The organism is Streptomyces sp. NPDC043680 (assembly GCF_056436685.1).
Window position 1 is genome coordinate 168,189 of sequence record NZ_JBWKCE010000006.1, and the last position, 13,370, is coordinate 181,558.

Annotated in this window: 10 protein-coding genes; 8 read left to right on the top strand and 2 right to left on the bottom strand. The window is 73.8% G+C overall.

Going from position 1 to position 13,370, the window contains the following annotated elements:
• Positions 1 to 38: 38 nt before the first annotated feature.
• Positions 39 to 1,670 (bottom strand): alpha/beta fold hydrolase, encoded by a 1,632-nt coding sequence (locus AC0666_RS15755; protein WP_478707751.1) that lies wholly within the window; start codon positions 1,668 to 1,670, stop codon positions 39 to 41.
• 300 nt (positions 1,671 to 1,970) lie between these two features.
• Here AC0666_RS15755 and AC0666_RS15760 point away from each other — a divergent pair, with 300 nt between their 5' ends.
• The 7 genes from AC0666_RS15760 to AC0666_RS15790 all read left to right on the top strand — a co-directional run bounded on the left by AC0666_RS15760 (position 1,971) and on the right by AC0666_RS15790 (position 10,782).
• Entirely contained in the window at positions 1,971 to 2,771 is an 801-nt protein-coding gene (locus AC0666_RS15760) for a TIGR03084 family metal-binding protein (protein ID WP_468970176.1), read from the top strand.
• Positions 2,772 to 2,884: 113 nt separating this feature from the next.
• Positions 2,885 to 4,606, top strand: coding sequence for an acyclic terpene utilization AtuA family protein (locus AC0666_RS15765; RefSeq protein WP_478707823.1), 1,722 nt, complete (start codon positions 2,885 to 2,887; stop codon positions 4,604 to 4,606).
• A complete protein-coding gene (locus tag AC0666_RS15770) occupies positions 4,603 to 6,201 on the top strand; it encodes an acyl-CoA carboxylase subunit beta (RefSeq protein WP_478707752.1) in 1,599 nt (532 codons plus the stop codon). The genes AC0666_RS15765 and AC0666_RS15770 overlap by 4 nt, the downstream gene beginning before the upstream one ends.
• 17 nt (positions 6,202 to 6,218) lie before the next feature.
• Positions 6,219 to 8,201, top strand: a complete 1,983-nt coding sequence (locus AC0666_RS15775) for an acetyl/propionyl/methylcrotonyl-CoA carboxylase subunit alpha (RefSeq protein ID WP_478707824.1) — start codon at positions 6,219 to 6,221, stop codon at positions 8,199 to 8,201.
• Positions 8,198 to 9,370 (top strand): acyl-CoA dehydrogenase family protein, encoded by a 1,173-nt coding sequence (locus AC0666_RS15780; protein ID WP_478707753.1) that lies wholly within the window; start codon positions 8,198 to 8,200, stop codon positions 9,368 to 9,370. Before AC0666_RS15775 ends, AC0666_RS15780 begins: the two co-directional genes overlap by 4 nt.
• Before the next feature lie 72 nt (positions 9,371 to 9,442).
• The gene (locus AC0666_RS15785; RefSeq protein WP_468970162.1) at positions 9,443 to 10,189 is read left to right on the top strand and encodes an enoyl-CoA hydratase family protein; all 747 of its coding nucleotides are present in this window, start codon (positions 9,443 to 9,445) and stop codon (positions 10,187 to 10,189) included.
• Positions 10,177 to 10,782, top strand: coding sequence for a TetR/AcrR family transcriptional regulator (locus AC0666_RS15790; protein ID WP_478707754.1), 606 nt, complete (start codon positions 10,177 to 10,179; stop codon positions 10,780 to 10,782). The genes AC0666_RS15785 and AC0666_RS15790 overlap by 13 nt, the downstream gene beginning before the upstream one ends.
• A 107-nt stretch (positions 10,783 to 10,889) precedes the next feature.
• Here AC0666_RS15790 and AC0666_RS15795 read toward each other — a convergent pair whose 3' ends face one another.
• The gene (locus AC0666_RS15795; RefSeq protein WP_361714354.1) at positions 10,890 to 11,996 is read right to left on the bottom strand and encodes a citrate synthase 2; all 1,107 of its coding nucleotides are present in this window, start codon (positions 11,994 to 11,996) and stop codon (positions 10,890 to 10,892) included.
• A 200-nt stretch (positions 11,997 to 12,196) separates the two neighbouring features.
• Between AC0666_RS15795 and pdxH the strand changes: the two genes are divergently transcribed.
• Positions 12,197 to 12,859, top strand: coding sequence for a pyridoxamine 5'-phosphate oxidase (gene pdxH / locus AC0666_RS15800; protein WP_468581728.1), 663 nt, complete (start codon positions 12,197 to 12,199; stop codon positions 12,857 to 12,859).
• The last annotated feature ends 511 nt before the right edge of the window (positions 12,860 to 13,370 follow it).

Here is a 13,370-nt window from a genome sequence, read left to right on the forward strand (position 1 = left end):
CCCGCCGGTACGGGGGGCCGGCGGGACGGGGGCCCGGCCTAGCCGAGCGGCAGGTCCAGGTAGGACGGGGTGGTCTCCGGGGACGTGAAGGCGAGCGTCGCGCGGGGCAGGTTGGCGTCGCCGTAGAAGGGGTCGCGGGCGTCGATCACCAGCATCAGCCGGTGCCCGCGCGGGACGTCGTACGCCGTGGCCTGGAGCTCGATGTCGGCGCGGACGAGGCTGTCGGGCGGTGAGTCGAGGTCCGTGTACGGGGCGTGCGTGACGAGGTGGCCCGTGCCGTCGGGTGCGACGGCGAGCAGGTACGCGACGAAGGTGGACTTGGAGTTCGCGGCCCGGTACGTCACGCGCAGCCGGGGTATGCCGCGCAGGCGGGTGGTCTCCGGTTCCGGGTCGGCCGCCCAGACGGCGGCGACGGAGCGGTCGATGTCACCGGTCCGGTAGGTCTTCGGGCGGCCGGCGATCTCGTCGTACCCGGAGAGCACGACCGCGTCGGCGACCGTGGCGGGGGTGTCCACCCCGCACAGGACGCTCGCGCTCCAGCCGGCGTCGGCGGCGTCGGTGAGCTCGCCGGTCCCGGCCAGGTGCAGACGGCGTACGTCCTCGGTGACGGAGGGCCAGGTGGGGCGGGGTTCCAGGGCCCGGCTCCACATGACCTCGGCGAGCACCTGGCCCTCGTCGGCGATGCCGTTGTCGATGCCCTTGAGGTGGTGGTCCAGCCAGCGGTGGGCGTTGGTCCAGATCCGGTTGGGCAGCCCGATCACGCCCGTCATCTCCGGCCCGGAGTGGTCGCCGATGGAGAAGTCGAGGCGTTTGGGGCCGGTCAGCTCGTTGAACATCTTCAGCGACTGGTTGTTCGGGAAGAGCGTCTCGTGCCACGCCTGCGCGAAGTAGACGGCCACGTGGCGGCGGTTGAGCTCCTTGACGTGGCTGTACGGGGAGCGCTGCTCGGCCCAGCGCAGGGTCCCCCGGACGTCGCGGTTGGCGAGGACGTTCTCGAACACGCTCTGGGTCTGCGGGCTCAGCCGTGCCTTCGAGGCCGCGCGCAGCAGTGCCTCCACGGCGGAGACGTGGCGGGTCCGGTTCTCGTAGAAGGCCTCGCCGAGGTCGCCCCAGGTGCTGAGGGCGACCACCGCGTCGACGCGGGTGTCGTGCGCGGCGACCAGTTGGCCGATGCCGGAGCCGTACGAGTCACCGACGAAGCCGATCCTGGTCACCGGCCCGGCGGTGCGCTCGATGAGGTGGTCCAGGGCCCGGCTGCCGTCGGCGACGTCGAGCGGGCCCGCCACGTCGACCTGGCCCTCGGAACCGGCGAAGCCGCGGGCGCTGTAGGCGAGGACGTTGTAGCCGCGGGCCGCGAAGATGCTCGCCTGGACGACGTAGGGGAGCCAGCCGTGGTGCGTCCACGGCGAGGGCATCACGATCACCGGCCGCGGTTGGACCCCGGTGTGCCGCCACAGCGCGGCGTCGAGCAGGTCCCCGTCGGCGCCGGCGACCTTGACGCGGCCGAAGACGGCGACGGAGCGGACGTCCGCGATCTCGGCGGCGCGGGCCGGGGCGAGGCCGGTGACGTCGCCGCTCTCCAAGGCGGTGAGGAAGGCGGTGAGGGTGGTCGCGTCGAGCTCGGGATAGAGGGAGAAGGCGGCTGGGTTCCTGCCGGTCACGTCAGTCACGTCGGTTCATCCTCTTCGTCGGCTTGCCCGGGGTGGGGGGACGAAGCGTTCAGTATCGGTGCGACATCCGGTGATCCCTGGCGAGTTGGGGAGGTACGGCCTGAAGCGCCCGGCATGGTGAGCGGGGCGACCGGGGGTCGGACCTGCCGGGTCCGCGGCCGGACGGCAAGCGGGCGTCCGAGGGCGCCGGTGGGGGCGGGTGGCGGGAAGGCGGCGGTTGGGCGGCCAAATCATGCAAGCATGCTTGATTGTTTTACGGCGGGCTGCCAGTCTTCCCTCACGCCGAGAGGGGAGCACGCAGTGCCCGATCCGTCCGCCGTCGCCGTCCGTGCCGATCTGCGCGAGGAGAGCCTCGAACTCGACCGCCTCGTAGGGGGGTTGCCGGAGGAGGACTGGACCCGCCCCACCCCCGCCCCGGGCTGGACCGTCGCCCACCAGATCGCCCACCTGCACTGGACGGACCGGGCCGCGCTGCTCTCCCTCACCGACGCCCCCGGCTTCGCCCGCCTGACCGAGACGGCCCTCGCGGCGCCGGACACCTTCGTGGACGAGGGCGCGGCGCAGGGCGCGGCGCTGCCGCCCGGCGAGCTGCTGGAGCGCTGGCGGGCCACCCGTACGGCGCTCGACGCGGCACTCGCCGCAGCCTCGCCGGACATCCGCTTCCCCTGGTTCGGGCCGCCGATGAAGGCCGCCTCGATGGCGAGCGCCCGGCTGATGGAGACCTGGGCGCACGGCCAGGACGTCGCGGACGCCTTCGGCGTCCGCCGCACCCCGACCGCGCGGCTGCGGCACGTGGCCAGGATCGGCGTACGCGCCCGGGACTACGCGTTCGCCGTACGGGGACTGCCCGCTCCCGCCGAGGAGTTCCGGGTGGAACTGCGCTCCCCGGACGGCCGGGAGTTCTGGTCGTACGGCCCGGAGGACGCCGCGCAGCGGGTCACCGGCCCGGCGCTCGACTTCTGCCTCCTGGTGACCCAGCGGGCCCACCGCGGCGACCTGGGCGTGACGGCGACCGGCCCCGACGCCGACCGCTGGCTGGACATCGCCCAGGCCTTCGCGGGGCCGGCGGGCCCGGGCCGCGCACCGGGAGACGCGCGGTGACCCGTCCCCCGGTGCCCGGTCGCCTGTTGCCCGGTCGCCCGGTGCCCGGTCGTCCGCTGCGGATCGGGAACGCGTCCGGCTTCTACGGAGACCGCTTCGACGCCCTGCGCGAGATGCTGACCGGCGGACCGCTGGACGTACTGACCGGGGACTACCTGGCCGAGCTGACCATGCTGATCCTCGGACGCGACCGGCTGAAGAACCCGGACCTCGGCTACGCGAAGACCTTCCTGCGCCAGCTGGAGGAAGGCCTCGGCCTGGCGCACGAGCGGGGCGTACGGATCGTCGCTAACGCGGGCGGACTGAACCCGGCGGGGCTGGCCGGGGCGATCCGCGCGCTGGCGGCCGAGGTCGGGGTGCCGGTCGCGGTCGCCCACGTCGAGGGCGACGACCTGATGCCCTATGCCGGGGCGGAGGGGGCCCTGACCGCGAACGCCTATCTCGGCGGCGCGGGCATCACCGCCTGCCTGCGGGAGGGCGCGGACGTGGTCGTCACCGGCCGGGTCACGGATGCGGCCCTGGTCAGCGGGCCGGCGGCCTGGTGGTTCGACTGGGCGCCGGACGACTACGACCGGCTGGCCGGGGCGGTGGTCGCGGGCCACGTCCTGGAGTGCGGGACCCAGGCGACCGGCGGGAACTACGCCTTCTTCGCCGGGCACGACGTCCGTCGGCCAGGCTTCCCGCTGGCGGAGATCTCCGAGGACGGCACGGCGGTGATCACCAAGCACCCGGGTACGGGCGGGGTGGTCTCGGTCGGCACCGTCACCGCCCAACTCCTCTACGAGACCCAGGGCGTGCGCTACCTCGGCCCCGACGTGACGGCGCGCCTGGACACGGTCCGCCTGACCCAGGCGGGTCCCGACCGGGTGCGGATCTCGGGCGCGGTGGGCGAGCCGCCGCCCTCCACCCTGAAGGTGGGGGTCACCCGGATCGGGGGCTGGCGCAACGAGGTGGTCTTCGTCCTGACCGGCCTCGACATCGAGGCGAAGGCGGCCCTCGTGCGGGCGCAGATGGCGGAGGCGCTGGCACCGGTCTCCTCGGTCGCCTGGACCCTGGCCCGCACGGACCACGAGGACGCCCCGACGCAGGAAACGGCGAGCGCGCTGCTGCGGCTGGTGGTCCGGGACCCCTCGCCGGAGCGGGTGGGCCGCGAGCTGACCTCGGCGGCCGTCGAGCTCGCCCTGGGCAGCTACCCGGGGTTCCACGTCACGGCCCCGCCGGGCCCGGCCCAGCCGTACGGGGTCTTCACCTCGGCCCCGGTCCCGGCCGACGAGGTCCCGCACGTGGCGGTCCTCCCGGACGGCACCCGCCGGATGATCCCGGCTGCCCGAGCCTCCGCCTCCGCCCCGCCGGCGGGTGAAGCGCGGGGGTCCGGGGGCGGAGCCCCCGTCGGCCCCGGGGCGGAGCCCCCGGAGCGGCGCCCGGGGCCGCAGCCCCCGGCTCCGGGGAAGGGCGGGGAGGGGGCGATCCCCGCAGGGCCGGTGAGCCGCGCCCCCCTGGGGGCGGTGGCCGGGGCTCGGAGCGGGGACAAGGGCGGCGACGCCAACGTCGGCATCTGGGTCGAGACCGACCCGGCCTGGGACTGGCTCCACCGCACCCTCACCGCAGAGGTGTTCCAGGAACTGCTCCCGGAGACCCGCGGCCTGCCCGTGGAGCGGCACGCCCTGCCGAACCTCAGGGCCCTGAACTTCACCGTCACCGGCATCCTCGGCGCCGGCGTCGCCTCCGCCCACCGCTTCGACCCCCAGGCCAAAGCCCTGGGCGAATGGCTGCGCGCCCGCCACCTCGACATCCCCGTCCACCTGCTGCCCGCCCCGGAGGGGACCGGCCCATGACCCGTCTCACCAGCACCGTCGACCCCCACGCCCCCGAGTTCGCCGCCGCCCGCGCGGCCGCGCGGGAACGCCTCGCCGAGCTCGATGCCGAACACGCCAAGGCCCTCCTCGGCGGCGGCGAGAAGTACACGGCCCGCCACCGGACCCGCGGCAAACTCCTCGCCCGCGAGCGGGTGGAGCTGCTCCTCGACCCGGACACCCCGTTCCTGGAGCTGTCCCCGCTGGCCGCCTGGGGCAGCGATTACCCCGTCGGCGCCTCCATGGTCACCGGCATCGGCACGGTCGAGGGCGTCGAGTGCCTGATCACCGCCAACGACCCCACCGTCCGCGGCGGGGCGTCCAACCCCTGGACCCTCAGGAAGGCCCTGCGGGCCAACGAGATCGCCCGGCAGAACAACCTGCCCTGCGTCAGCCTCGTCGAGTCCGGCGGCGCCGATCTCCCCTCCCAGAAGGAGATATTCATCCCGGGCGGCGCGATCTTCCGGGACCTCACCCGGCTCTCGGCCGCCGGCATCCCCACCATCGCCGTCGTCTTCGGCAACTCCACCGCCGGAGGCGCGTACGTCCCCGGCATGTCCGACCACACCATCATGATCAAGGACCGGTCCAAGGTGTTCCTCGGCGGTCCGCCCCTGGTCAAGATGGCCACGGGCGAGGAGAGCGACGACGAGTCCCTCGGCGGAGCCGATATGCACGCCCGCACCTCCGGCCTCGCCGACCACTACGCCCTCGACGAGCACGACGCGATCCGCCAGGCCCGCCGGGTCGTGGCCCGCCTCAACCACCGCAAGCCGCACCCGGATCCGCCGCGCGCCCAGGAGCCGGCGTACGACCCGGAGGAACTCCTCGGCATCGTCCCGGCCGACCTGAAGACCCCCTTCGATCCCCGCGAGGTCATCGCCCGCATCGTCGACGCCTCGGACTTCGACGAGTTCAAGCCGCTGTACGGCACCAGCCTGGTCACCGGCTGGGCCACCCTCCACGGCTACCCGGTCGGCATCCTCGCCAACGCGCAGGGCGTGCTCTTCAGCGCCGAGTCGCAGAAGGCCGCCCAGTTCATCCAGCTCGCCAACCAGCGCGACATCCCGCTGCTCTTCCTCCACAACACGACCGGCTACATGGTCGGCAAGGAGTACGAGCAGGGCGGCATCATCAAACACGGCGCGATGATGATCAACGCGGTCTCCAACTCCCGCGTCCCGCACCTCTCGGTGCTCATCGGGGCCTCCTACGGCGCCGGCCACTACGGCATGTGCGGCCGCGCCTACGAGCCCCGGTTCCTCTTCGCCTGGCCCAGCGCCAAATCCGCCGTCATGGGGCCCCAGCAGCTCGCCGGCGTGCTCTCCATCGTCGCGCGGCAGTCCGCCGCCGCGAAGGGACAGCCGTACGACGAGGAGGCGGACGCGGGGATGCGGACCTTCGTGGAGGCGCAGATCGAGTCCGAGTCCCTGCCGATGTTCCTGTCCGGGCGGCTGTACGACGACGGGGTCATCGACCCGCGCGACACCCGTACCGTCCTCGGCCTGTGCCTGTCGGCCGTCCACAACGCCCCCGTCGAGGGCGCCCGCGGCGGCTTCGGCGTCTTCCGGATGTGAGCCCGCACATGACCCAGCTGATCACCTCGGTCCTCGTCGCGAACCGCGGCGAGATAGCCGTCCGCGTCTTCCGCACCGCCCGCGCCCTCGGCCTGGCGACCGTCGCCGTGCACTCCGACCCCGACGCGGGCGCCCTGCACGTACGGGAGGCGGACGCGGCCGTACGCCTGCCCGGGGCCGCCCCCGCCGATACCTACCTGCGCGGCGACCTGGTCGTCAAAGCCGCTCTCGCCGCGGGCGCGGACGCCGTCCACCCCGGCTACGGCTTCCTCTCCGAGAACGCCGACTTCGCCCGCGAGGTACTCGCCGCGGGCCTGGTCTGGATCGGCCCGCCGCCCGAGGCCATCGAGGCCATGGCCTCCAAGACCCGGGCCAAGGAGCTGATGCGCGCCGCCGGGGTCCCGCTCCTCGACCCCGTGGACCCGGCGCACGCCACCGCCGCGGACCTGCCGCTGCTCCTCAAAGCCGCCGCGGGCGGCGGCGGGCGGGGCATGCGCATCGTCCGCGAGCTGTCCGAGCTCAAGGCCGAGCTGGACGCCGCGGCTGCCGAGGCCCGGTCCGCCTTCGGCGACGACGAGGTCTTCGCCGAGCCCTACGTCGAGCGCGGCCGCCACGTCGAGGTGCAGATCCTCGCCGACGGCCACGGCACGGTCTGGGCGCTCGGCACCCGGGACTGCTCCCTGCAGCGGCGCCACCAGAAGGTCATCGAGGAGGCCCCCGCGCCCGGCCTTCCCGAAGCCCTGCGCGCCACCTTGCACGAGGCGGCCGTGGCCGCCGCCCGGGCCGTCTCCTACCAGGGCGCGGGCACGGTCGAGTTCCTGGTCGCCGCCGACGGGCGCCCGTACTTCCTGGAGATGAACACCCGCCTGCAGGTGGAACACCCCGTCACCGAGGCGGTCTTCGGCCTCGACCTGGTCGCCCTCCAGCTGCGGATCGCCGAGGGCAGGCCGCTGCCCCTCACGCCTCCGGAGCCCGCCGGCCATGCCGTGGAGGCCCGCCTGTACGCCGAGGACCCGGGCAGCGACTGGCGGCCCCAGACCGGTGTCCTGCACACCCTCGCCGTCTCCGGCGACGTCCGCGTGGACACCGGTTTCACCGACGGCGACACGGTCGGCATCCACTACGACCCGATGCTCGCCAAGGTCGTCGCACACGCCCCGACCCGAGCCGAGGCGGTCCGGGCCCTCGCCCACGCCCTGGCCGGAGCCCGGATCCATGGGCTCCTCACCAACCGCGAACTGCTCGTACGCTCCCTGCACCACCCCGAGTTCGCGGCCGGCCGCGTCGACACCGGCTTCTACGAGCGGCACCTGGCCGCCCTCACCGCGCCCGCCCCGGGCGCCGAGCGGGCCACCGCCCTGGCCGCCGTCGCCGCCGCCCTCGCCGATGCCGCGCCCGCCCCCGGCGCCCCGCTCGCCGCCCGCCTCGGCGGCTGGCGCAACCTCCGCTCCCAGCCGCAGAGCCGCTGCTACAGCGCGGGCGGAACCCCGTACGAGGTTCGCTACCGCCCCGCTCGTAACGGCCCCCCGGAGCTCGTGGACCAGCCCGGCGTTCGCGTCCTCTCCGTCGAACGGGAACGCGTCACCCTCGAAGTCGACGGTGTCCGGCGGACGTTCCACGTGAAACGCAAATCGAACACCCAAGGACCGGGAGGGGAGGAGACCTACGTGGACTCCGCCCCTGCCTTCGGCGGGGGGACCCCCACGCCGGGCGCGCGCACCCTGACCCCCGTCCCCCGGTTTGCCGACCCCCGAGCCCGCACCGACCCCGGCTCCCTGCTCGCCCCCATGCCCGGCACCGTCATCCGCGTCGCCGAGGGCCTGACCCCCGGCACGCCCGTCACCGCCGGGCAGCCCCTGCTGTGGCTGGAGGCCATGAAGATGGAGCACCGCATCGTCTCGCCCGCCTCCGGCACGCTCACCGCGCTCCACGCCGCCGTCGGCCACCAGGTCGAGTTCGGCGCCCTGCTCGCCGTAGTCCAGGAGGAACCGCCAGCATGAGCCCCGCCGCCAGCCCCGTCATGGAATCCGAAGACCACAAGGCCCTGCGGGCCGCCGTCGCCGCCCTCGGCCGGCGCTACGGGCGCGACTACCTCGCCCGTGTCGCCCGCGAGGGCGGCCACCCCGACGAGCTGTGGGCCGACGCCGCCAAGCTCGGCTACCTCGGTGTCAACCTCCCCGAGGAGTACGGCGGCGGGGGCGGGGGCATCGCCGAACTGTCCATCGTCCTCGAAGAACTGGGCGCCGCGGGCTGCCCCCTGCTGATGATGGTGGTCTCACCGGCCATCTGCGGCACGGTCATCGCCCGCTTCGGCACCGAGGCGCAGAAGCGGGCCTGGCTCCCCGGCCTCGCCGACGGCAGCCGCACGATGGCCTTCGGGATCACCGAGCCCGATGCCGGCTCCAACTCGCACCGCATCACCACCACCGCCCGCCGCGACGGACAGGAATGGGTGCTCAGCGGCCGCAAGGTGTTCATCTCCGGTGTGGACATCGCCGACGCCACCCTCATCGTCGGCCGCACCGAAGACGCCCGCACCGGACGCCTCAAGCCCTGCCTGTTCATCGTCCCCCGCGACGTCCCCGGCTTCTCCCGCTCCGTCATCGACATGGAACTCCAGGCAGCCGAGAAGCAGTTCGAACTCGTCCTGGACGAGGTACGGCTGCCCGCCGACTCCCTGGTGGGCGACGAGGACGCAGGCCTGCTCCAGCTGTTCGCCGGGCTCAACCCCGAACGCATCATGACCGCCGCCTTCGCCATCGGCATGGGCCGGTACGCGCTCGCCCAGGCCGTCGACTACGCGCGCACCCGCCAGGTCTGGAAGGAGCCGATCGGCGCCCACCAGGCGATCGCCCATCCCCTCGCGGCCGCCCACATCGACCTGGAACTCGCCCGCCTGATGATGCAGAAGGCCGCCCACCTCTACGACGCGGGCGACGACACGGCCGCGGGCGAGGCGGCGAACATGGCCAAGTACGCTGCCGCCGAGGCCTGCGTGAAGGCAGTGGACCAGTCCGTCCACACCCTGGGCGGCAACGGCCTCACCCGCGAGTACGGACTGGGCTCCCTCATCACGGCCTCCCGGGTGGCCCGCATCGCCCCCGTCAGCCGCGAGATGATCCTCAACTTCGTCTCGCACCAGACCCTGGGCCTGCCCAAGTCGTACTGAGCCCCGGGCGTCGGCCGCCGCCCGGTGGCCGACGCCCCGCACCACCCGTACAACCCTCCGGAGGAGAACGGCATGTCCCCCCTGGTCCGCGTCGAGCCGGCAGCGCATCCGCCCGGTATCACCACCCTCACCCTGGACTCCCCGGGCAACCGCAACGCGCTGTCCGCGGGCCTCGTCGGCGAGCTGCGCGCCGCCCTCGCCGCGGCGGCCGCCGACCCCGCGGTCCGGGCCGTCCTCCTCACCCACACCGGCAGCACCTTCTGCTCGGGCGCCGACCTCAAGTCCCCGTGCCAGCCGGCCGACTTCCTCGCCCTGCTCCGCGAGATCGCCGAACTGCCCCGGCCGGTCGTCGCCCGCGTCACCGGTCACGTCCGGGCGGGCGGGCTCGGCCTGCTCGGCGCCTGCGACATCGCCGCCGCGGGGCCGCAGTCCTCGTACGCCTTCACCGAGACCCACCTCGGGGTCGTCCCGGCCGTCATCTCCGCGCCGCTGCTGCCCCGCCTGGACCCGCGCGCTGCCGGCCGCTACCTGCTGACCGCCGAGGTCTTCGACGCGGCCGAAGCCGCCCGGATCGGGCTGCTCACCCTGCACGGCGAGGACGTCGACGAGGTGCTCACGCCCGTGCTCACCGGGCTGCGCAAGGCCGGCCCGCAGGCCCTGGCCGAGACGAAGCGCCTGGTCACCGCGCCGCTGCGGGCCGCTCTGGACCGGGACGGAGACGCGCTGGCGGAGCTGTCCGCCCGCCACTTCGCCTCGGACGAGGCCCGCGAGGGCATCACCGCCCGCTTCGAGCGCCGGGACCCCTCATGGGCCCTGTGACCGACGCGAAGCCCGTGACCGGCCCCAAGCAGGCCCGCAGCCGCGTCACCCGCCGCCACCTCCTGGAATCGGCCGTCTCCTGCCTGGCCGAACAGGGCTGGGCAGGCTCCACCGTCGCCGTCGTCGCCGAACGCGCCGGTGTCTCCCGCGGCGCCGCCCAGTACCACTTCCCCACCCGCGAGGCCCTGTTCACCGCGGCCGTCGCCTACGTCGCCGAGGAACGCTCCACCGCCCTGCGCGAGCTCTTCCACGCCGGTCCGGCGGCCCGCCCCGCCGTGGTCAGGGCCCTCGTCGACCTCTACACCGGCGCCCTCTTCCGGGCCGCCCTCCAACTGTGGGTCGCCGCCTCCAACGAGGAACAGCTGCGCCCCCAGGTGGTCGAACTGGAGGCGCGCGTGGGCCGCGAGACCCACCGCATCGCCGTCGAGCTCCTGGGCGCCGACGAATCCGTCCCGGGCGTAAGGGAGACCGTGCAGGGCTTCCTCGACATGGCCCGCGGCCTCGGCCTCGCCAACGTCCTGACCGACGACGGCACCCGCCGCGCCCGCGTCGTCGCCCAGTGGACCCGCATCCTGGACACCGTCCTCGCCTGAGCCGTACGCCACCCGAGCCGTACCCGGCAAGCCGGGGCGCACACGGCACAGGGCGCCGCACCCCGTTGGGGGTGCGGCGCCCTGCGGCCTCCAGCGGAGGGGACGGGTCAGGCCGTCTTGGCGATGTCCGCGAAGCCCTCGATCTCGCGCGGGTCGCGCCGGCCCGGGCCGATGTAGCGGGCCGAGGGGCGCACCAGGCGGCCCGTGCGCTTCTGCTCCAGGATGTGCGCCGACCAGCCGGCGGTGCGGGCACAGGTGAACATCGAGGTGAACATGTGCGCCGGGACCTCGGCGAAGTCCAGCATGATCGCGGCCCAGAACTCCACGTTGGTGGCGAGCACGCGGTCGGGGCGGCGGGCGTGCAGCTCCTCCAGCGCGGCCTTCTCCAGCGCGGCCGCCACCTCGTAGCGCGGGGCGTCCAGCTCCTTCGCGGTACGCCGCAGCACGCGGGCGCGCGGGTCCTCGGCCCGGTACACCCGGTGCCCGAAGCCCATCAGCCGCTCGCCCTTGTCCAGGGCCTTCTTCACGTACGCCACGGCGTCGCCGGTGCGCTCGATCTCCTCGATCATGCCGAGCACGCGGGACGGCGCGCCGCCGTGCAGCGGCCCGGACATCGCGCCCACGGCACCCGACAGGGCGGCCGCCACATCGGCGCCGGTGGAGGCGATCACCCGCGCGGTGAACGTCGAGGCGTTCATCCCGTGCTCGGCGGCCGAGGTCCAGTACGCGTCGACGGCCTTGACGTGCTTCGGGTCCGGTTCGCCCCGCCAGCGGATCATGAACCGCTCGACCACGGACTCGGCCTTGTCGATCTCGCTCTGCGGAACCATCGGCAGGCCCTGACCGCGGGCGGACTGGGCGACGTACGACAGTGCCATCACGGCGGCCCGCGCCAGGTCGTTGCGGGCGGTCTGCTCGTCGATGTCGAGCAGCGGTTTCAGGCCCCACACGGGGGCGAGCATCGCGAGGGCGGACTGCACGTCGACGCGGATGTCACCGGAGTGCACCGGGATCGGGAACGGCTCCGCGGGCGGCAGGCCGGGGTTGAACGCCCCGTCGACGAGCAGGCCCCACACGTTCCCGAAGGAGACGTGGCCGACCAGGTCCTCGATGTCGACGCCGCGATAGCGCAGCGATCCGCCTTCCTTGTCCGGTTCTGCGATCTCGGTTTCGAACGCGACGACCCCTTCGAGCCCGGGTACGAAGTCGGACATCAGGCGGCTCCTCAGATAGTGCGAACACGCGCGGCTCCCGGCGTGACTCGCAGTCCGGCGCGGTCATCCCCGTTGATGCCCGGCACGGCCGCTGGTCACCCGTTGTGGGACCCGCGGACCGGCCCCAAGATTTTGGCGGTTCCCGCTGGCCTGCGGAAGCGTGACATACGGCACACTGCCGCGCGTCCTCCTGCGGCAGGATGGCCCGCGTGACCGACCAGGACATTGACCCCGCCACCATGCGCAAGCAGTACCGCTCGGAGATCGTCCACGAGGACGGCCTCGCCGAGGATCCCATGCGCCAGTTCGCCGTGTGGTTCCAGCAGGCCGCCGACTCGCACCTCTTCGAGCCGAACGCGATGGTCGTCTCCACCGCGACGCCCGACGGCCGCCCCAGCTCCCGCACGGTCCTGCTGAAGCAGTTCGACGAGCGGGGCTTCGTCTTCTACACGAACTACGCCTCCCGCAAGGGCCGCGAACTCGACGCCAACCCGCACATCGCCCTGCTGTTCCCCTGGCACCCCATCGCCCGCCAGGTCATCGTCACCGGCACCGCCTCCCGCACGGGCCGCGACGAGACCGCCGCGTACTTCCGCTCCCGCCCCCACGGATCCCAGCTGGGCGCCTGGGCGAGCGAGCAGTCGGCGGTGATCGCCTCCCGCGCGGAGCTCGACCGCCGCTACGCCGAGCTGGAGGAGCGCTACCCGGAGGGGGAACAGGTCCCGGTGCCACCCGAGTGGGGCGGCATCCGGATCGTCCCCGAGGAGGTGGAGTTCTGGCAGGGCCACGAGAACCGCCTCCACGACCGCCTGCGCTACGTCCGCGAGGGGCGCAAGTGGCGCATCGAGCGGCTCTGCCCGTAGCCGTGCGGCGGCGCTGACGGGAGGGTCGGGCGGCCGCGCCCGGCCCCGGAGCGCCGTCCGGGAACGCAGACGACCCGCGGGCTCGGGTTTCTCTTCTGCAGTAAGAGAAGCCGGCCGGACGTACCGGCGAGCCCGCGGGTCGGGTGACTGCTTGGGATTGGCGCCGGGCGATTCCGCCGGGCACCGCACTGGGTGCGTGCGACGACGGGCCTTTAGCCCGCAGCCACCTCACGCGTCCGGTTACCGTACATTTCCGGAACCACCTCCCTTCTCGTGTACGGCAGAGCCTAGACACGCACCCCGCGCGCCACAACCATTTATTTCCCCCCGCCCCGCGCAGCGCCGCGTCACGGCCTCCGGCCGGCAGGCGACGTCCGTACGCGCCGGAGGCTCTGCGCCGTGACGGCCCCCGACCGCGGCCGTGCGGGTGGCCGCGAGGGTGGCCCACGGGGTGCTCACCGGGCCCTCCTGAGCGGATTTCGTGCCCAATTCGGGGAATGCGGTGTGGGCT